The sequence below is a fragment of the Aeromonas sp. s7(2024) genome (assembly GCF_040907825.1).
GTDB lineage: Bacteria > Pseudomonadota > Gammaproteobacteria > Enterobacterales > Aeromonadaceae > Aeromonas > Aeromonas veronii.
Genome location: NZ_JBFOCM010000027.1, coordinates 1 through 20807, shown reverse-complemented (window position 1 = coordinate 20807; position 20807 = coordinate 1). Strand labels below are relative to the sequence as shown.

Below are 20807 nucleotides of genomic sequence, written 5' to 3'. Positions count from 1 at the left end.
ACTCACTGCTTAGGTTGCAGCTTCATCTCTTGCAGATACTCCAGCACCTGGGTTTTGTAGTCCGCCTGATAGGAGAACTTGGTGCTATCGCACGCCGCAATCAGGTTGACCGCGGTGCAGAACAGGGTGGCTGCCAGCAACCCCTTGCCAACCCACTGCGGGTAACGGCGGCTCCAGCGTACCAGCAACAGCAGGATCGGGAACAGGGCGTAGGGGAAGATCAGCATCAGGTGCCAGTAGTTGAAGATGATGGGCGACAGCGCCGCACTCACCAGCACCGCCAGCACCGCCGCCAGCGCATAGAGACCGAGCCAGCTTTCACCATCCACTGGCGCGCGGTCGCTGCGCAGCAGACGCGGCTTGAGTTCCCGCCACAGCTGCCAGTTGGCCTTGGCCGCCAGCAGCACAGTCGCCGAGCCTACCCCGTAAATCACCACCCGCCACAGCCAGACTGCCGCCATCTGCAGGTATTCGTGCCCAGCCAGCCAGATGAACTGGGTGTCGTTGACCAGCTTGCTGGCAAACAGCCAGGAGCCGTAACGCAGCCAGTAGAGCACTGATTTCAGCACCGGATAGACATGCACCAGCCCCCAGCCGATATAGCGCTGGCGCGCCTCGGGATCGACGTTCTGGGTAATATGGCTGTTGCTCATCACTTCCATGGCGTAGGGGATCAGGGAAGCACCGATCAGCAGGGTAGCCACCACCACCCCGCTCCAGCTCACCTTGAGAATGCGGCGCCAGAACAGATAGGTAGACATTACCGCCAGCAGCGGCCAGGAGTAGTGCAGCTGCATCGCCATGCCGATAGCCAACAGGTGGACGATCATGTGCCAGAAGGAGGCCCGCTCGCGCATATGCCAGGCCGACCAGCAGTGCATGGCCGAGAAGAGGAACAGATAGGAGGGGTTATAGAGCAGACTCTCGTACTGGAACCAGGGGTTGAGCCAGCAGAGCACCAGAAACAGCAGACGCACCCTGTCATCAAACACCTGACGGATCACCGCATCAAACAGCAGGAATCCGACCAACCGCATCGCCAGCAGCAACACCATGGGGGCATAGGGAGAATCCCACAGCAGCAGCGGCCCGCCAATCAGCCAGGCCGACAAGCTCCCCGGCACATTGCCCACCGCACTCGCCGCATTGCCATAGCTGAGCCAGACCCCCTCATAGGCCCCAAGGTAACCTTTGTAGAGCATCTGGGTCTGATCGCCGGTGAGGAGTTGGTGATCGGAAAACAGCCAGGAAAGCAGCAGCCCGGCAAATATACAGGCCGCGAATAATGCGTTATGGTAGCGCCCACTAAGACCAATCATTGATCCACACCTATTGAAAAAATTGCTAACGACTTTAACAGTTGCCACCTGATTTTGCTCGTTTACGATTCACATTTTTAGTAGATTTACCAGTCAGTTATGAGACCCGCGGAGCAGTTATGACCCCACCAGTTAAAAAGTTTTTATTCATTGTTGAAGACTTGTATGGTGGTGGTGCGGAAAAGGTTCTGCTCAATACCGCATCCTTGCTAAAAGATGCCGGTGCAGATGTAACTTTGTTTACCTTGCGGGAAAAAATAGACCATACGCTACCTGACAACATTCACCCGATTAATCTTGGCATTGTCACAAAGCTGACTAAAGCCATATCCAATGTTGCGGTTGAAAAAATACAAGCATCTCTGATCTTTAAAAAAGTCAAAGAGATCTCGCCTGACGTAATTATCTCATGCTCATGTGACAAAATTACCAGACACCTGCCTGATACACTGAATATTTATTACTGGATCCACGGAAATGTCACCGGTTTTGCCAAAGACAATGCCAAAGGATATGAAAAATTCAAGCGCTTCTATAATGGCAAGAAACTGATCTGCGTATCTCGTGGCATCGCGGACGACATTTTGCAAAATGTAAAAGCTACACCCAAATCGTGTCAGGTTATCTATAATCCGTTTGATATCGAGAAAATTCAGGCGTTGGCCAATGAGCCTTTCAGCAAGCCATTCGACAAGTATTTTATCCATGTTGGCACCTTCGAAGAACGAAAACGCCACGATCGTCTCTTGCAGGCATATCAGCTAAGTGGCGTTGATACGCCACTCGTCCTGATGGGCAAAGGGGAGCGACGCCCTCACATTGAAGACATGATCGAGGAGATGAACCTTGCCAGCAAGGTGAAGATCATCGACTTTCAGAAGAACCCCTACCCCTATATCAAAGCAGCTCAGGCGCTCATCCTAACATCCGATGCTGAAGGGCTGCCAACAGTGCTTATTGAAGCACTCATCTGCCATACCCCGGTGATCAGCGTGGATTGCCCGTCTGGGCCGGCAGAGATATTGACGAAACCACTCGATAAATTTCTAATCCCGATAGAAGATATCCGTGGACTGGCCATGGCAATTACAGGTGTTGATCGAAGGCGAATTTCCATTGATTCAAACTGTTATCAACTATTTTCTAGTGAAAGTGTGACCGAACAGTTTATATCTTTATGAGAAAGAGTTGGGGAAACCCCCAACTCTCTATAGATAATCAGCCACCCATTTGTTAAATACTGTTTTAAATTCAGCAACGTTGATAAAATTTACGTCTTGTTGTGCAGACCTCGTTTCTGCGTAGATAACACTTGAGTGAGGATTATTGGGATGCCACTCCACATTTTCTGGCATCCCGAAATTATCATTGTAAATACCAAGAACAGGTTTATTCAAACCTGTTGCAATATGCACCGTTGCTGTATCCACAGACACCATACCGGCACAATGCCTTGTCTGTGCAAAGAGTGCAGCCAGAGATGGTTTCTCATGATCACTAACAACCCTGGTTGGGTCACAAACATGAGATAAAACTCGTTCAACGTCCCTCTCACGCCCAGGTGGATACAAGAGACAAATGTTGTGATTTGATGAATCAAGCATTGTGTTAATTAACGCTATAATTTTTTCAACACTGAAACAACGGGATGTCCCACTGCCATATGGATTGAAACACAACGTTTTATTACTTGGCCACCAAGAGCCAACCCTATCCTCAGCATCCTGACACGAAGGCACTATATAACTGGTATCAGGGTTAGCAATCCCCATATGCTCCAACAGCACCTTAAATTTATTAGCGAAGTGCATCCCTGCTGTTTTTTGCCCCAGCTTGATATTAATACAGTCAAGCTCATCATCGACTCCTGCTACATTTTTGCTCCCAACTTTGGAGATGAAATAAAGGTCTTTCATCTTCATCTTTTGGCTAAAATGCACAAGATAATCTACATTCCCAATTTCATTGGCTAATTTTTTGAGCTCCATATAGCCAGCCCTCTTGGGTATTTCAAAGACGCAATCAAAGTTAAAAAAATCTCTAAACAATGGCGCCATTTCAGAGCTGGTAATGACATAGACTTTCCGCTCCGGAAATTTATTTTTAATCTCCCTTGCCACCCAGGAAGAGACGATTGCATCACCAAGCTTAGCATCCCACCTAACAAAAACAGTGGCACCATGTGATGACGCTCTCACTGATGAATGACGATCAAAAAGTAAAATACCCAGCTTGCGGCGAAGGACGTCCCTCCATAATTGAAATATTTTAATCATAGCAATCACCTCCATCACTCTATATGCTGACCATAATTTCTGTCATCAATCGTCGATTGGAATAGTCCAACATCCAGACAGCACGGCTCCACACCAGCGGCACTCAATTTATTCCACTGCAGCCGTCCAGTGAGGTAATCAGCAGGCATTCTGATTGGATAAGCTATTTTCAGCAGCTTGTGAGCGCCAGCCAATGTAAGAATATATCCACCTGTCGATATAATTCCTCTTTTTGAATTTTTACTAGGTGTTAAATATTTTGCCAAACGATACCCCTCTGGCAAAGATGAGTATATTGGGAAGTGTTTCGCCTTGCCATGATGTAAAAATACAATGTCAGAGCTATTTTTATTAGTGACCTCGTTGACGATAGCTTTGAAATGCATGTGGACGTATATATCATCTTCTAAAATTACACAGCGTGGGATATCTCGCTCCACCATCACTTCATATATATTGATATGACTCATGGCACAACCGACCTCACCCAAGCTAAGATCATGACCGCAAGTCTCTCTTGCCAGATTGAAATCTACTTTCGCCAAGCGATCTGATGGTAATGATTTACCATCTACAGCATCGAAAAACTCAAAGTTAATCCCCAAATGAGACATCTGGCGCTCTACCATGGCCCGTCTGTCAGCACTACGTGTCAAACTAATAATAAATACGGGTATCATAGCTATAATAAATCCTGCTTGAGTTCATGACAAAATAAAATAAAAATCAGACTGAATGAGTATAAATACATCATGCTTTGGTGTTCAAAAGGCACATCAAAAACTGCTCCGACAGCGAATGATATAGGGATAAAGACGCCTGCAGACACAAACCCCATTTCTTTCGCAAAAAATATTGCCGGCAATATAAGTATACCTAGTAAGAAAATGAATCCTATACCACCCCGAATAACTAAAGTCTGTAAATACTGGTTGTGTGCATGCGCAAGTTCGGGGTTTAGCAACGCTTGTGGCACAAGACCCAGCTTCACTTGCTCTTGCTTTAACGCATCAAAACCTTCAGTGCCCACACCTATTAATGGCGAGTCGAGAAATCCCAACCAAGCGCTTTCCCATGCTACCGCTCTTAGCCCAAGAGATGTGCTGTAATTTCCATTCTCCATGTTTACAACATCAGAAAGTCCAGAGTCTATTCTATTTTTCACGATACTGCTGTTTAAACATAGCATTCCGAGTACTAACAACAAACCTAGCGTGATTGAAATATATTTCAGTGGTTTTGTTTTTATTTTAAACAATAAAAAACATGTAATCACAACCATGAATGCTAGCCAAACACCACGACTTTGTGAAAGATATAGTGCCCCCAGAGAGAATAATGCCGAAATGATATGAAACCATTTTTCAAGGCGATTCTCTGAGAAAGAAACCGAAAACCAAAAATTGAGAATAGCCAATGTTAGGGCTGTTTGAGAAAAAATTATCGCATTTGTAAAACCCTCTACCCTAGCGACCCCATGATTATACTGCCATATACTAATAACCCCCAAGCCAAATCCACCAAGAATAACCCCATAACAACCAGCTTTTAATAAAAAAACATTCCGTGGAATTAAAAATGTGAAAAATATGACATAAATTATGGCACGCATAATGCCATATTGATCACCATGAATTTGTCTATTTACAAATAGATAAATGGCATAGAATAATAAAACCCATATTATATGACGATTTTTAAACCCCACCGGATAACGATGGATGTAAAAAGAAACCATGCCAATTATGGATGCCACAACAATGAGGTTAGATAGATATGTTTTTCCATCAGTAAAGAAAAACATTACGCTGAATGCAAAAATCAGGGTGCATGAAAAGATCAGAAGAGCAAATCGCTCCATGCTTATGGCATTTTTTGATATCACTTTGATTTCCTGAAGACATAATTTCCGCGAATTTTGCGCCATAACCCAAACACATCTGTGCGGGGAAAGATGGCGATCCGGCGGATCTGGAAAGGGTCCTGGTGCATTGCTTTGGGGCCGCTATTGGTAGCGACGGCAAAACGATACCCGGCGGCGATAGCCTGCTCCTTGGCACTCTCGTTCATATCTCCGTAAGGGTAGGCAAACGAGAGCAACGGATGGCCAAGCAGGGCCTCCAGTTGGCGTTTATTCTCCTGAATTTCATGGGCTTGTTGTTCGGGTGTGAGCTTGCTCAAACGGGGGTGAGTCAGAGTATGACCACCAATTTCCACATGACCGCAGGCAGCCAGCACCTTGACCTGCTCACCACTCATCAATGAAACCTTGGTATCCGGATTGGTCGGATGCTCCACATCCCAACGGTTATAGCCTTCACCGGTAACCACGTACACCACGGCTTTATAACCATATTTTTCCAGCAGCGGCAGCATGCGGGTCAGGTTGTCCTGATAGCCGTCATCGGCAGTGATCATCAGGTACTTCTTGCCGTATTGCAGACGGTGGATAAAGCCTTTGTCCGCCAAATCGCGGAACGTCAGGGTTTCGTAGCCTAGCCACTTCATCAATCGCAGATGCTTCTCGAACATGGCGATCGGCATCCAGGTGCCATGCACTCCTTTCTCGCTATCCTGCTCGATAAAACGGTGGTACATGATGACCGGCATCTCGCGGCGCAGTGTTTCGACTACGGCATCCTGATAGATGGTTTCGAGGCCAGATACTACCCCCTGCAAGCCATACTCATCCTGAATGCGTTGGCGAATGGCTTCCGGCACCACCTTGCTTGCGAGGGCGGATTCGATTTCGCCCTTCAGGGCAGCAAAATCGATGGCCAGATCCTTGGGACCGATATCGCCGAAGTTGCTGGCCAGCGCTTCATCCAGATTCTGTTCAGTCACCAGACCGATGGCCTTGGCTTCGCCAATGGCAAAGGCGGGCCGGCCGCAGAGCAGCGCTTCCATCGCCACCCGACCGGCACCGATCACCAGATCACACCCCGCCAGCAGAGCAGGCACATCATCGACATAACCGACAAACTCGGCACGATCCTGAAAACGGGCAAAACGCTCGGGCACGCGGGTACCGCTGACAATCCGTACCTTGCAGGCATCCAGATCGAGTACTTCGTCGAGCAGGCGGTAGCAAAGCTCCCCCTTGGGGCCGCTCAGGCGACCTATGATGGCGATCACCGGCTTTGGGTTGTCCGGCGCCGGCACAGGCTGAAACTTGTCGGTCTCGATACCGTTTCGCAGCACCTGTACGCTCGCAGGATCGACCCCCAGATTGTCGACAATCTGATGGGCAATATCCTCACAAACGGCAACCGCCCGATAGCCGAGGGCATGAAAGGCTTTGCGGGATGCGTGTACCGGCTGACGACCATGTACCGTGGTGATCATCGGGGTGCCAGTCAGCTTGCAGGCCACATAGCTGCTCCAGCCGGAGGCGCGGGAATGAGCATGTACCAACTGGATATGGTGCTTCTTAATGAGATAGATAAGGTAGAAGACGTGCCAGAAGCGGCGCAGAATGCTGCGCTTGTTGAATCGAAGCTTGAAGACAAGACCAAGAGTCGGCTTGGTCAGGGTATCTGAAACGTAAAAAACGTTGTGACCACGCCGGGTCAGTTCGTTACCGACCGTGGTGGCATAGACCTCAGCTCCCGTTACCTCGAGCTGGGAGAGTGCCATCAATATATTCACCCTAGACCTCCGTTAACAAGACTCGAATGAAGAGAGCAACTGGAAGGATGTTTGCTCTCCCCATCTAATAATTGCTCGATCTGCCTCATACTCTCTCGGAGATTGAAAATCTTGGCTCGCTCCTTCGATAAGGAACTATATGTTGATAGCATTTTTTGATTATCAATCATTTTTCGTATTGCCAATGCAAGCGCATTTGCATCCCCGACAGGAACGAGAACACCATATTTCCCGCCATCGAGAGCTTCATTAGGCCCAGTACAATCTGTCGATACAATGGCCTTCCCCAACGCCATTGCTTCTACGAGTACAACTGGGTAACCCTCATAATGTGAGGACATAACGAATAGATCGCCATCAGCAAGATATGGATATGGATTTTCCTTGAATCCAAGTAATTTAGCACTATCACCAATATTATTAATATTGATAAATGACTCTAACCCAGCTCTATCATCACCTTCTCCCAAAATAGTAAGGTGATATTTAACCCCTGCATCAATATTTATTTTATGAGCAGCCAGTAAGATGTCGAATCCTTTTTGGGCATTGCATAGCCGTCCAATAGCAATAACTTTTATTTTCCCCTCACTCGTAATAGGCTCATGACTTTTCCGCATTATGCCTTCTATATCAACAGGATTATACACTACTTGAGTATATGGTTTTACTTCAGGATACAATTTCAACAATGCATTCTGTGCACCTTTAGAGACACAGACAATGTTATCCATTTTTTTATAAACGGTACGCTCAACTTTTCTGGAAAGAATTTGATGGCACAACAAGTCTATATGGACCCATGCTATCTTTCGAACAACAGAATTCAGGTGCGATAACAACAGAGAGCTATTCCCTTCCAAAAATGCCACACCGACATCATATCGTTCGCTAAATATGACACTGGCCAACCATTTGGTATTGACAACAAAATTCCACCAACGTTTTTTAATAGAAAATAAAATTTTCCGCTGAAACCACTCCGATGGTTCGGTCGGCAACAGAAATTTTACTGTTACATTTTGGGGAACCTGAGATAAATATACACCCTCACGCCTCAATAAAAGCAAAGTTATAGCGTACTTACTAAAATCCAAACGCTTAAGCGTTTCAATAAGGACCTTTTCGGCGCCTCCTCCGCCCAATGTTTCCATTATAAATAAAACTTTTTTCTTCATGCTTACCACATAGAAAATAATGAAAAAGCCGCCTGATTGGCGGCCATTCCGCAAGAGCGAATAATTAAGCCCGGTTGAGCCAGGCCATGTAATCCGCTACCCCTTCGGCAACGGTTTTGAACTCGGCGTCATAACCCACGCTGCGCAGCTTGGTCATGTCAGCCTGGGTGAAGCTCTGGTAGCGGCCCTTGAGGTGATCCGGGAAGGGAATGTACTCAATGGCTCCCTTCTGATGATGCTTGATCACCGCTTCGGCCACGTTCTGGAACGGCTCGGCACGGCCGGTACCACAGTTGAAGATGCCGGAGTGCTGCGGGTTCTGCCAGAACCAGAGGTTTACCTTGCAGACATCGTCGATATAGATGAAGTCACGCATCTGACCACCGTTCGGGAAGCCATCGCAACCTTCGAACAGCTTGGGATTCTCGCCCTTCTTCACCTGAGTATTGAGGTGGAAGGCAACGGAAGCCATGGAGCCTTTGTGCTGCTCGCGCGGGCCGTAGACGTTGAAGTACTTGAGGCCAACAACCTGAGAGTTGATCTCCGGCATCCAGCGGCGCACGTACTGGTCAAACAGCTGCTTGGAGTAGCCGTAGACGTTGAGCGGCTGTTCGAACTTGGGATCTTCGATGAAATTGTCGTTGCGGCCACCGTAGGTCGCGGCAGAAGAGGCGTAGATAAACGGAATTTCGCGCTCGATGCAGTAGTGGAACAGATCCTTGGAGTACTCGTAGTTGACCTCCATGATGAACTTGCCGTTCCACTCGGTGGTGGCAGAGCAGGCACCTTCGTGGAAGATCACCTCGATGCCGTTGTCCCACTCTTCAAACTCGTCGCCGGAGACGATGCGCGCCTGAAACTCGTCTTTGTCCATGTAGTCAGCGATGGTCAGATCGACCAGGTTGACGAACTTGGTGCCGTCGGTCAGGTCATCAATGACCACGATATCGGTCCGTCCTTGAGCGTTCAGCTGCTTGACCAGATTGCTGCCGATAAAGCCAGCACCGCCAGTTACTACGATCATGGAGTTTGCCTCTCGTACGTTGATGGCTACATGTGACTGCTTGTTAAAGCTGTGTATAGTGAGCCAATTTGAAATTGCCGAAAAGTTTATCACGGGCCGTCCGGGGATTCGACCTTGTTCAAAACTGCCCCGAGCGGAACCTGTTGGAGGAATGAGTGATGAAAACCAGAGACAGGATCATTCACAGCGCGACCGAGCTGTTCAACGATCAGGGTGAACGCAACATCACCACCAACCACATTGCGGCGCACATGGGTATCAGCCCGGGCAACCTCTACTACCACTTCCGCAATAAAGAAGACATCATCCACTCCATCTTCGACCAGTATGCCCGTCACCTTAGCGAGAGCTTCGTGCCGACCCGCAACCGTGAAATCACCCTGCAGGATCTGATGGGCTATCTCGATGCCATCTTCTATCTGATGTGGCAGTTCCGCTTCTTCTACGCCAACCTGCCGGACATCCTGAGCCGTGACGAACCGCTGCAACAGAAGTACCTCAAGGCCCAGGAGCAGATGCGTTCTTCCGTGGTCGCGCTGCTCAGAAGCCTGCGCGAAGGCGGCATTATCGATGTCAGCGATGAAGACCTGCCGGATCTGGGCCAGACCATCAAGATGGTGGTGACCTGCTGGATCCCGTTCCAGATTGCCCAGGCCCCCAACACCCGCATCACCAAACCTCTGCTCTATCAGGGTGTGTTGAAGGTGTTGTTCCTGCTGCGCCCCTATGTGCAACCCCAGGTGGCCGGACAGATCCAGCAGCTGGAGCAACACTACCGTCAGCTGGCCCAACCAGCTGGGTGAGATCTGTTTCACATTTGTTGAATATCAGCACAATCATTTGAATTTACCGCAACAGATTGCAGTAAAATGTCGCCCTCTGTTGATACGCAGCTGAAATAGCCAATAAGGATCGAGGATGTCTAACGGATTCTATCGTCACCTGTCCGAGCAACTGAACCAGGTGCAAGCTGAAGGGTTGTACAAGCAGGAGCGCATCATCACCTCCGCCCAACAGGCCAGCATCGCCGTCGGCGGTGAGCAGGTACTGAACTTCTGTGCCAACAACTATCTGGGATTGGCCAACCACCCGGATCTGATCGCTGCCGCCCATCAGGGGCTCGACAGCCACGGCTTCGGCATGGCCTCGGTGCGCTTCATCTGTGGCACCCAGGATCAGCACAAAGCGCTGGAGCAGAAGATGTCTGCCTTCCTCGGCACCGAAGATACCATCCTCTACTCCTCCTGTTTCGATGCCAATGGCGGTCTTTTTGAAACCCTGTTCGGCGCCGAAGATGCCATCATCTCCGATGCCCTCAACCACGCTTCCATCATCGACGGCGTGCGACTGTGTAAGGCCAAGCGTTATCGCTACGCCAACAACGATATGGCCGAGCTGGAAGCCCAGCTCAAGCAGGCTGACGCCGATGGCGCCCGCTTCAAGCTGATCGCCACCGACGGTGTCTTCTCCATGGATGGCGTCATCGCCGACCTCAAATCCATCTGCGATCTGGCAGACAAATACGATGCGCTGGTGATGGTGGATGACTCCCACGCCGTCGGCTTTATCGGCGAGAATGGTCGTGGCACCCACGAATATTGCGGCGTGATGGATCGGGTCGACATCATCACCGGCACCCTGGGCAAGGCGCTCGGCGGCGCATCCGGCGGCTATACCTCCGGCAAGAAAGAGGTGATCGACTGGCTGCGTCAGCGCTCCCGCCCTTACCTCTTCTCCAACTCGCTGGCCCCCTCCATCGTTGCCGCCACCATCAAGGTGATCGACATGCTGGCCGAGGGTCACGACCTGCGCGCCCGCCTGAAAGAGAACAGCCGTTACTTCCGCGAGCGGATGAGCGCCGCTGGCTTCACTCTGGCTGGCGCCGACCACGCCATCATTCCGGTGATGCTGGGGGATGCCAAACTGGCCTCCGAAATGGCAAGCCGCATGCTGGCAGCTGGCATCTATGTGGTGGGCTTCTCCTTCCCGGTCGTGCCCAAGGGCCAGGCGCGCATTCGCACCCAGATGTCTGCCGCTCACACCCGCGAGCAGCTGGACAAGGCGATCGACGCCTTTATCCGCATCGGCCGTGAACTCGGCGTTATCTGATTTGAATCAAGGGGCTGCAGCCCCTTTTTTCTGCATTCATATTGAAGGAACAGCCATGAAAGCACTCTCCAAACTGCACAAAGAGGTCGGCATCTGGATGACGGATGTACCGGCCCCCGAGCTCGGCCACAACGACCTGCTGATCAAGATCCGCAAAACCGCCATCTGCGGCACCGATATCCACATCTACAACTGGGACGAGTGGTCCCAGAAGACCATTCCGGTACCCATGGTGGTCGGCCACGAATATGTCGGCGAAGTGGTCGCCATCGGTCAGGAGGTGCGCGGCTTCGCCATCGGCGATCGGGTCTCCGGTGAAGGGCATATCACCTGCGGTCACTGCCGCAACTGCCGCGCTGGCCGCACTCACCTCTGCCGCAACACCATTGGCGTTGGCGTCAACCGCCCGGGCGCCTTTGCCGAGTATCTGGTGATCCCCGCATTCAACGCCTTCAAGCTGCCGGACAACATCCCGGATGAGCTGGCCGCCATCTTCGACCCGTTCGGCAATGCGGTGCACACTGCCCTCTCCTTCGATCTGGTGGGTGAAGATGTGCTCATTACCGGGGCAGGCCCCATCGGCATCATGGCCGCCGCCGTCTGCCGCCATGTGGGTGCGCGCCACGTGGTGATCACCGACGTCAACGAATACCGGCTGGAGCTGGCCCGCAAGATGGGCGCCACCCGCGCGGTCAACGTGGCCAAGGAGAAGCTGGCCGACGTGATGAGCGAGCTGGGCATGACCGAAGGCTTCGACGTGGGGCTGGAGATGTCCGGCGTCCCGAGCGCCTTCCAGGAGATGCTCGACAAGATGAACCACGGCGGCAAGATCGCCATGCTCGGCATTCCCCCCTCCACCATGGCCATCGACTGGAACAAGGTGATCTTCAAGGGGCTGTTTATCAAAGGGATCTATGGCCGCGAGATGTTCGAGACCTGGTACAAGATGGCCAGCCTGATCCAGTCCGGGCTGGATCTCTCCCCCATCATCACCCACAGATTCCACATCGACGAATTCCAGCAAGGGTTCGATGCGATGCGCTCCGGCCACTCCGGCAAGGTGATCCTGAGCTGGGATAAATAACCCATTTCACCCCTTGGTTACCCGAAACCTGGCGAATGCCGGGTTTCTTTTTATCTCCACTACCCAAATTGCCGTGATATCGCCCAAAACTTTGTACGCAGACTGTTTAACACTTCACACACAAGCGTTTAAATGGCTGTAACTATTCGGTTATAATCCCGTCGTTTACATGGATAATAAAAGACTGCTGGGAGTATATGAGCGTGTTGAAAAAACTGAGCTATTTGCTGGCTGTCGGGATGACGGCCGCCAGCTTGTCTGGGGCAGTGCTTGCTGCCGATGAGATGTCACCGGAAGCCATTGCCGAGCGGATCAAACCAATCGGTCAGGTCTATACCGCCAAGGATCTGGAAGGTATTGCCGGCGCGAGTGCTGCACCGACGGCGGCCGCCTCTTCCGGTCCCCGCGATGGCGAAACGGTATACAAGGGCGCCTGCTTTGCCTGTCACGACACCGGCGCCGCTGGTGCCCCCAAACGGGGTGACAAGGCAGCCTGGGATCCTCGCATCGCCCAGGGCATTGATACTCTCAAGAAACATGCCATTGAAGGCTTTACTGGCAAGTCCGGCATGATGCCTCCGCGCGGCACCTGTGCGAACTGTAGTGATGAAGAGATTGAAAACGCCATCCACTACATGATCGACAAGCTGTAAGTATTTGAAAGGGCCGCAATTGCGGCCCTTTCAATCTATCGGCTTCCGACTACTCTTGTAAGGTAGACATATCGGGAGTTGCACATGTCGTCCCAATCCATCGAACCCCACTACTCAACTCCTCTGTTGGCGTTGGTCTCTGCCATTATGGACTTCCCGGCGCCACAAACCGCCACGTCTGACGATTACGATGCCCTGATCCAGCAGATTGACCAACTCTGCCCGCTGCAACATTTCGGCATGCTGGGCCTCTCCGATACCGGTCTGAACTGGCTTTACGCCTACAAGGTCAGCGACATCTTCAAGCAACAGCTGGGCCGTGAGCAGTCCCGCATCACCGATCAGCTCACCCAGCTGGATGAGGCTGAGGGGTGGTGCGTCTTCCCCATTGAGCATGGCCAGATACAGTGGTTGCTGGCTCGCGGCACCCCTGCCGACCTGCCGACCCTGCGTCTGCTGCTGGAGTGTCTGGCCAAGCGGCTGACCGAAACCCAGGCGGGCTCCCATCTCACCGAGCTCCCTTCGCCGCTGATCCGCAAAGACCCGAACTGGAAAAAGAAAATCGAGAGCATCAGCCGCATCATGCGGCTCGCCAATACCCTGCCGGCTCAGGCGCTCTTCTCCCAGCTGGAAGCGGTACTGCGCCAGATGCTCACCATCGAGGACATGCTGCTGGTCAGGTTAACCAGTCAAAAGCTGGAAAAAATCTACCCCGCCCATCCCCATCAGGGAGACGAGTTCATCAGCGGCTTGTGCCACAGCACCAGCAATATCGAGGTGAGCAGGGAGTCCCGCTACTGGCACAGCATGCCGCTGCGGCTGCAACAACAGTACTTCGCCCACTTCATCATCAGCACGGCTCAACCGCTGGAGACCGACGACAAGCTGTTTCTCGACTTTCTGCGTGGCCAGCTCACCCTGCTGCTGGAGCTGAGACGGATCCGCCAGCAGCTCAACGACATCAATACCGAAGACTCCATCAACCAACGGCTGCAACAGCTGCGTCAGACCAACCTCAGGCTGCAAAAGCAACTCAAGCAGCATCAGGAGCTGGAACGGCGGCTGCAATTCGATGCGCTTCACGACCCGCTGACCCAACTGCCCAACCGCGCGCTGTTGATGAACCACCTCAACCACGCCATGACCCACTACAACCGTTACAAGTCGCCGGGATTCGCGGTGATTTTTATCGATGTGGATCACTTCAAGCAGATCAATGACACCCTGGGCCACAGCGCTGGCGATCAGCTGCTCAAGGAGGTGAGCCGCCGCCTGCAAACCTGCATCCGGCAAAACGATCTGGTGGCCAGACTGGGGGGCGATGAGTTTGTCATCTATCTGGACAGCAGCAAGAGCGACGATGACATCAGCCCGGTGCTCAACCGCATTATCAGCCGCCTCTCCTACCCGTTCCGGCTACTCGGCAACGAGTTGAGCATTACCGTCAGCCTTGGGGTATCGAGCGTCTCCGAGCAAACCTCAGATATCAGCCAGCTGCTCCATCAGGCCGATCTGGCCATGTATCAGGCCAAACGCAATGGCCGCAGCCGCATCGTCAGCTACTCGGATGATTGCATCAACCAGAACTGGAATTCGCCGGAAGAGATGCTGGCCAGAGCCCTGCGGGAGGGGCGTATCGTCCCCTACTTCCAGCCGGTGATCCGGCTGCAGGATAGCCGCCTGACCGGACTGGAGGTGATGGCGCGCTGGCTGACCGAGGAGGGGATTCTGAAGGATGCGTTCGACTTTATTCCGCTGGCAGAGCAGTGTGGTCTGATACTGGAGCTGGATTACCAGATCCTGCGCCACACCTGTCAGCAACTGAAGAACTGGCTGCCAATCTCCGGGCAGAGCAAGTTCAAGGTCGCCATCAATCTGTCGGGCAAACATCTGGTCAACCATGACCACATCATGCGGCTGATGGGAATTATCGAAGAGGAGGGGGTCGCCCCCGGCTATCTGATTTTTGAATTCAACGAGCGGGAGCTGTCGCGGCAAGATTCCGATGCGCTGGCATCCCTGCACGAGCTGCGCGCCAAGGGCATCCAGATCAGCCTCGACGATTTTGGCACCGGCTTCTCCTCCCTCAACGCCCTGTTCCACTTCCCGGTGGACTACATCAAAGTGGATGACAGCTTTACCCAGAGGATGCTGCAATCGCCCAAAGATTTGGCGCTGATCCGCGCCATGCGGGATATCTGTCAGGATCTCGATTACACCTTGGTAGTCGAGGGGATCGAGAACCAGCAGCAATTGCAGAAGCTGATTGATATCGGCTGCCGGATGGGGCAAGGGCGCTATATCTCACCGCCCATGCCGGGAGCAGACATAGTACCGCTACTGACCCCGGCCAATCCTTAGGGTTAATCCTTCTTGAACAACGCCCGCAGGTTGGCAACACCGACCTGCCCCTTCTGCTGGCGCTCCTTGGCGGTCACCTTCTTCTGGTTTTCCCCTTGGGGATAACTCAAGAAGTAGAGAAGAATCGCCCTACCCCTTTTTCAAATTATGTTGTGCTCTTATCTGAGCAAGAGCATCCAAACCTCTTTGCTGACGCTCTTCAGGGCTGACTACTTTTTTATTCTCCCAATCCAGATCATCCTGCGGCAGCTCCAGCAGGAAGCGGCTCGGCTCTGGCCGTACCGACTCGCCAAACTGACGCCGCTCCTTGCAGAGGGTGAAGGTCAGTTCGGTCTGAGCCCGGGTGATCCCCACGTAGGCGAGACGCCGCTCCTCCTCCACGTTGTCCTCGTCTATGCTGGTCTGGTGGGGCAGCAAGCCTTCCTCCATCCCCACCATGTAGACATAGGGGAACTCCAGCCCCTTTGAGGCATGCAGCGTCATCAACTGCACCTGATCCGCATCATCCTCACCTTCGTTGCGCTCCATCATGTCGCGCAAGGTGAGGCGAGTGACCACCTGTGCCAACGTCATCGACTCTTCCAGCTCATCTCCTTCCAGCATCTCGGTGATCCAGCGATAGAGAGTGGAGACGTTCTGCATCCGCATCTCGGCCGCTTTCGGGCTGGGTGAGGTCTCGTAGAGCCACTCTTCGTAGTGGATCTCCTTGATCATGTCCCGCACCGCCTCCACCGGATTGCCACGCAGCGCCTGATCGCCAAGGCGTACCAGCCAATTGGTAAATGCCTGCAGGGCCACGAGGCCGCGGCCGGAGAGGTGCTGCTCGAGCCCCAGCTCGAAGCTGGCAGCAAACAGACTCTTGCCGCGCTGGTTGGCATACTGACCCAGTTTTTCGAGGGTGGTGGGGCCAATCTCGCGGCGCGGCAGGTTGACCACCCGCAGGAAGGCGGTGTCCTCATCCGGATTCACCAGCAGCTTGAGGTAGGCCATGATGTCCTTGATCTCGGTGCGGGAGAAAAACGAGGTACCGCCCGAGATACGGTAAGGAATCCGGTTGGTCATCAACGCCTTCTCGAAGATGCGCGACTGATGGTTGCCCCGATAGAGGATGGCGTAATCCTTGAACCGGGTGCGGTTCATAAACTTGTGGCCCATCATCTCGGCGGCGATCCGCTCCGCTTCGTGCTCCTCGTTCTTGGCGAACAGCACCTTGAGCTTCACCCCCTCATCCAGCTCGGAGAAGAGCGCCTTGTCATAGACGTGGGGATTGTTGGCGATCAGGATGTTGGCGCACTTGAGGATACGCCGCTTGGAGCGGTAGTTCTGCTCCAGCTTGATCAGCTTGAGGCTGGGGAAATCTTCGCTCAGCAGCACCAGATTCTGTGGCTTGGCACCGCGCCAGGAGTAGATGGACTGGTCGTCGTCCCCCACCACAGTAAAACGGGCCCGCTCGCCGACGATCTGCTTCACCAGCTCGTATTGGCTGGTGTTGGTGTCCTGATACTCATCGACCAGCAGATAGCGGATCTTGTTCTGCCAGCGCTCGCGTACCTCCTGATTGCTCTTGAGCAGCAGGGTCGGCATCACGATGAGGTCGTCAAAATCCAGCGCGTTATAGGCCACCATCTGGCGGTGATAGCGCTCGTAGAGCTGAGCCATCAGCACCTCTTCCGGCCCACGGGCGATGCGCATGGCGCGGGCTGGCAGGATAAGGTCGTTCTTCCAGTTGGAGATTTGGCTGATAAGGGCCGAGAGCTTGTCCTTGTCGTTGTCGAGCTCGTCTTCAGTCAACTCTTTCAGCAGCGCCAGCTGGTCGGTGTCATCGAACAGGGAGAAGTTAGCCTTGAGATTCAGACTCTTGTGCTCACGACGAATGATATCGAGACCCAGGGTATGGAAGGTGGAGACCATCAGCCCCCGCGCCTCCTTACGCCCCAAAGTCTGGCCGACCCGCTCTTTCATCTCCCGCGCCGCCTTGTTGGTAAAGGTGACCGCAGCGATGTTGCGCGCACTGTAGCCGCACTGCTGCACCAGATAGGCAATCTTGTTGGTGATGACGCGGGTCTTGCCCGATCCGGCACCCGCCAGCACCAGGCAAGGGCCGGAAACATACTTGACCGCTTCGTTCTGATTGGGGTTGAGCTTCATGGGCCGGATCTCTTGGCTTATGATGAGGGGCGGCATTGTACCAGAAATCACTCGATGAGCCGTACCTGCTGCACGGCAGGCAACCGCCCATCGGGCTTATCCGCCTTGTGTTCGGGCGCTATTTTCAGGATCATGGCCGACCTTTCGAGATGATGACTTTTTCCGGATGATGAGGGGAGCATGAATCAGCAACAGCACGACCAACTGCGCAGCCAGTTTCCGGCCTTGGCGCAGGAGGTAAACGGCCACCCTCTGGTCTATCTGGACAACGCCGCCACCACCCAGAAGCCTCAAACGGTACTGGATGCCATCGTTCACTACTATGGGGCCGACAACGCCAACGTGCACCGCGCCGCCCACGCCCTGAGTGGTCGCGCAACCCGCGCCTTCGAAGCTGCCCGCGAAACGGTCTCCTGCTTTATCAATGCGCCTCGCAGCCACGAAGTGATCTGGACCCGTGGCACCACGGAGGCGATCAATCTGGTGGCCCAGAGCTGGGGGATGAGCGAGCTCAAGGCGGGGGACGAAATTATCCTCAGTACGCTGGAGCACCACGCCAATATCGTCCCGTGGCAACTGGTCGCCCAGCGTACCGGCGCGGTGATCCGGGTGATCCCCCTCGATGAGCGGGGCGATCTCGATCTGGCCGCCTATCACGCCATGCTGGGGCCACGCACCCGGCTGGTGAGCTTGGCCCACGTCTCCAATGCCCTCGGTACCGTCAATCCAGTCAAAGAGATAGTGGCTGCCGCCAAGGCGGTTGGCGCCGTGACGCTGATCGACGGTGCTCAGGCGGTGGCGCATCTCGACGTCGATGTGCAAGCCATCGGTTGCGACTTCTACGCCTTCTCCGGCCACAAGCTCTATGGCCCGACCGGCATCGGTGTGTTGTGGGGCCGCACCGAGCTATTGGAGCGGATGCCGCCCTGGCAAGCCGGTGGCGAGATGATCGATCGGGTCAGTTTCAGCCGCACCACCTTCAATACCCTGCCTTTCAAATTCGAGGCGGGCACCCCCCATATCGCTGGCGCTATCGGCCTCGCCGCCGCCATCGACTTTGTGATGGCGCAAGATCTGCAATGGCTCGCCCAACATGAGCAGGCACTGACCGACTATCTGGTAGCTGGCCTGCAACAGGTGCCGGGGTTGCGTCTGGTCGGCGAACCCGGCCAACGCGCCGGTGCTGTCTCTTTCTTGCTCGACGACATCCACCCGCAAGATGCTGCTACCCTGCTCGACATGCAGGGTATCGCCCTGCGAGTCGGCCATCACTGCGCCATGCCACTGATGGAATCCCTCGGGATCGGCGGCACCATGCGCGCCTCTCTGGCCTGCTACAACAATCGGGATGATGTCGACGCCCTGCTGGCCGCTCTGCACAAACTCAGTGACTTCTTCTAAGGCAGACAACCGAATGAGTGACCTCGCAAGCTATACCCAGATTGGCCTTGAGCCCAACGCCGACACCATCCGTCAGCAGTTTGCCGCCGCCCACGGCTGGGAGAACCAGTACCGGCTCATCATCCAGCTCGGCAAGCAGTTGCCGGTGCTACCCGGCGAATGGCAGCAGGAGGAGTTCCGCCTCAAGGGGTGTGAAAGCCAGGCCTGGCTGAAGGGAGAACAAAGCGAGGATGGCTGCTGGCACTTTGCCTGTGATTCCGATGCCCGCATCGTGCGGGGCCTCATCGTCATCGTGCTGGCGGCGCTCAACCACCAATCGTCTGTGGCGATCCAGGCATTTGATATGGATGGGTATTTTACCGAACTGGGGCTTGAGAAACACTTGAGCCCATCACGAGGTAACGGGCTCAGAGCGATCGTACTGGCGATCCGGGAACAAGCGGTCTAACCCGCCTTGTGCAGTAGTCGATCAGGCTGCGCCAATCGACCCTGCGCCTTCATTGCCGGCCTCTTTCTCGGCGCGGGCACCCCGCTCGGCAATCTTCTTCAATACCCGGGATGTGGCAACCAGCCCGAAGGTTGCCGTCACCGGTGTCACGGCACCAAAGCCGGAGGCGCAATCCATCTTCATGGTGCCATCGCTGGCCGCCTTGGCCTGACAGGTACCGCCATTGCCATCCGGGTAGCTCAGCTGCTCGGTTGAGAAGACACACTCCACCCCGAATTTGCGCGCCGGATTCTTGCTGAAGTTGTGCAATCGGCGCAGGTCGGAGCGCACTTTCGCAGCGAGCGGATCCTGAATGGTCTTGGCCAGATCGGCCACGGTGATTTGAGTCGGATCCATCTGGCCGCCAGCACCACCCGCTACAATCACCGGGATCTTGTTACGCTTGCAGAAGGCAATCAGCGCCACCTTGGCCTTGACCGAGTCGATGGCGTCCACCACATAGTCAAACTCCCGCTTGATATGCTCGGCCAGGTTATCGGCGGTGACGAAATCGTCTACCTCGATCACTTCGCAATCCGGATTGATGGCGCGAATGCGCTCGGCCATCACCTCGGTCTTGAGGCGACCAACCGTCCCCTGCATAGCGTGGATCTGGCGATTGGTGTTGGTGATGCAGATATCGTCCATGTCGATCAGGGTGATCTGGTTGATACCGGCGCGGGCCAGCGCCTCGGCCGCCCAGGAGCCCACGCCGCCGATCCCCACCACACAGACCTTAGCCTGGCTAAAGGAACGCAGGGCGTTCTGACCATAAAGACGGGCAATGCCCCCGAATCGCTGTAGATATTCTGCTTTCATACCACCACCTTGCTTGAGGGCGGCCATTATAGCGACAACCACCGCCAGCGGCGATGGCATAACCGGAGAAAATCGGGAAGGAAAAACAGGGAAAACGGCAGAGAAGAGAGAATAAAAGGTCAATTATCAGACTATTTTCTGAATTACAGGCAATAAAAAACCCCGCTCATTGAGCGGGGTTCTTCAATTGGGTGCCTGGCAGTTCCCTACTCTCGCATGGCGAATGCCACACTACCATCGGCGCTACCGCGTTTCACTTCTGAGTTCGGCATGGGATCAGGTGGTTCCACGGCGCTATGG

General features: G+C 53.7%; 17 protein-coding genes and 1 rRNA gene. 8 read left to right on the top strand and 10 right to left on the bottom strand.

What is annotated here, in order from left to right; translation table 11 throughout:
* Positions 1–2 precede the first annotated feature (2 nt).
* Entirely contained in the window at positions 3–1202 is a 1200-nt protein-coding gene (locus tag AB5Y73_RS12615; protein WP_083243847.1) for a 3-deoxy-D-manno-octulosonic acid transferase, read from the bottom strand.
* Positions 1203–1438: 236 nt separating this feature from the next.
* Between AB5Y73_RS12615 and AB5Y73_RS12610 the strand changes: the two genes are divergently transcribed.
* Entirely contained in the window at positions 1439–2500 is a 1062-nt protein-coding gene (locus tag AB5Y73_RS12610) for a glycosyltransferase (protein WP_107683283.1), read from the top strand.
* Positions 2501–2527: 27 nt separating this feature from the next.
* Here the strand turns inward: AB5Y73_RS12610 and AB5Y73_RS12605 are convergent, their stop codons facing one another.
* The 6 genes from AB5Y73_RS12605 to rfaD form a co-directional block, all read right to left on the bottom strand.
* Positions 2528–3595 carry a glycosyltransferase family 9 protein gene (locus AB5Y73_RS12605; protein ID WP_162516052.1) on the bottom strand — a complete coding sequence of 356 codons (1068 nt, stop codon included), beginning with the start codon at positions 3593–3595 and terminating at the stop codon, positions 2528–2530.
* 14 nt (positions 3596–3609) lie between these two features.
* Entirely contained in the window at positions 3610–4275 is a 666-nt protein-coding gene (locus AB5Y73_RS12600) for a glycosyltransferase family 25 protein (RefSeq protein ID WP_021230713.1), read from the bottom strand.
* A 2-nt stretch (positions 4276–4277) separates the two neighbouring features.
* Positions 4278–5456 (bottom strand): O-antigen ligase, encoded by a 1179-nt coding sequence (locus tag AB5Y73_RS12595; protein ID WP_031227702.1) that lies wholly within the window; start codon positions 5454–5456, stop codon positions 4278–4280.
* A 20-nt stretch (positions 5457–5476) separates the two neighbouring features.
* A complete protein-coding gene (locus tag AB5Y73_RS12590; RefSeq protein WP_107683281.1) occupies positions 5477–7243 on the bottom strand; it encodes a polysaccharide deacetylase family protein in 1767 nt (588 codons plus the stop codon).
* The gene (locus AB5Y73_RS12585) at positions 7240–8421 is read right to left on the bottom strand and encodes a glycosyltransferase (RefSeq protein ID WP_021230710.1); all 1182 of its coding nucleotides are present in this window, start codon (positions 8419–8421) and stop codon (positions 7240–7242) included. The genes AB5Y73_RS12590 and AB5Y73_RS12585 overlap by 4 nt, the downstream gene beginning before the upstream one ends.
* A gap of 64 nt (positions 8422–8485) precedes the next feature.
* Positions 8486–9445, bottom strand: coding sequence for an ADP-glyceromanno-heptose 6-epimerase (rfaD, locus tag AB5Y73_RS12580; RefSeq protein ID WP_021230709.1), 960 nt, complete (start codon positions 9443–9445; stop codon positions 8486–8488).
* A gap of 158 nt (positions 9446–9603) precedes the next feature.
* On the opposite strand from rfaD, the gene AB5Y73_RS12575 reads away from it, so the two are divergent.
* From AB5Y73_RS12575 to AB5Y73_RS12555, 5 genes are all read left to right on the top strand, one after another.
* On the top strand, positions 9604–10248 hold the full coding sequence (locus AB5Y73_RS12575; protein ID WP_005340848.1) for a TetR/AcrR family transcriptional regulator: 645 nt from the start codon (positions 9604–9606) through the stop codon (positions 10246–10248).
* Positions 10249–10363: 115 nt separating this feature from the next.
* Entirely contained in the window at positions 10364–11554 is a 1191-nt protein-coding gene (locus AB5Y73_RS12570; protein ID WP_118854435.1) for a glycine C-acetyltransferase, read from the top strand.
* Positions 11555–11609: 55 nt separating this feature from the next.
* Positions 11610–12638: an L-threonine 3-dehydrogenase gene (gene tdh / locus AB5Y73_RS12565; RefSeq protein ID WP_005340852.1), complete on the top strand. Its 1029-nt coding sequence runs from the start codon at positions 11610–11612 to the stop codon at positions 12636–12638.
* A gap of 197 nt (positions 12639–12835) precedes the next feature.
* Positions 12836–13291, top strand: a complete 456-nt coding sequence (locus AB5Y73_RS12560) for a cytochrome c5 family protein (RefSeq protein WP_041234042.1) — start codon at positions 12836–12838, stop codon at positions 13289–13291.
* Between the two features lie 84 nt (positions 13292–13375).
* Complete coding sequence (locus AB5Y73_RS12555) at positions 13376–15652, top strand: bifunctional diguanylate cyclase/phosphodiesterase (RefSeq protein ID WP_005342482.1); 2277 nt, start codon at positions 13376–13378, stop codon at positions 15650–15652.
* Positions 15653–15781: 129 nt separating this feature from the next.
* Here AB5Y73_RS12555 and rep read toward each other — a convergent pair whose 3' ends face one another.
* The gene (rep, locus tag AB5Y73_RS12550) at positions 15782–17800 is read right to left on the bottom strand and encodes a DNA helicase Rep (RefSeq protein ID WP_021230704.1); all 2019 of its coding nucleotides are present in this window, start codon (positions 17798–17800) and stop codon (positions 15782–15784) included.
* 180 nt (positions 17801–17980) lie between these two features.
* Between rep and AB5Y73_RS12545 the strand changes: the two genes are divergently transcribed.
* Positions 17981–19201, top strand: coding sequence for an aminotransferase class V-fold PLP-dependent enzyme (locus AB5Y73_RS12545; RefSeq protein ID WP_107683279.1), 1221 nt, complete (start codon positions 17981–17983; stop codon positions 19199–19201).
* 13 nt (positions 19202–19214) lie between these two features.
* Positions 19215–19649, top strand: a complete 435-nt coding sequence (locus AB5Y73_RS12540; RefSeq protein ID WP_162895425.1) for a SufE family protein — start codon at positions 19215–19217, stop codon at positions 19647–19649.
* 21 nt (positions 19650–19670) lie between these two features.
* On the opposite strand, the gene tcdA is transcribed toward AB5Y73_RS12540, so the two are convergent.
* Together tcdA and rrf are read right to left on the bottom strand one after the other, a co-directional pair.
* On the bottom strand, positions 19671–20507 hold the full coding sequence (tcdA, locus tag AB5Y73_RS12535; RefSeq protein WP_107683277.1) for a tRNA cyclic N6-threonylcarbamoyladenosine(37) synthase TcdA: 837 nt from the start codon (positions 20505–20507) through the stop codon (positions 19671–19673).
* Between the two features lie 193 nt (positions 20508–20700).
* Positions 20701–20807, bottom strand: a 5S ribosomal RNA gene (rrf, locus tag AB5Y73_RS12530); the annotation flags it as partial.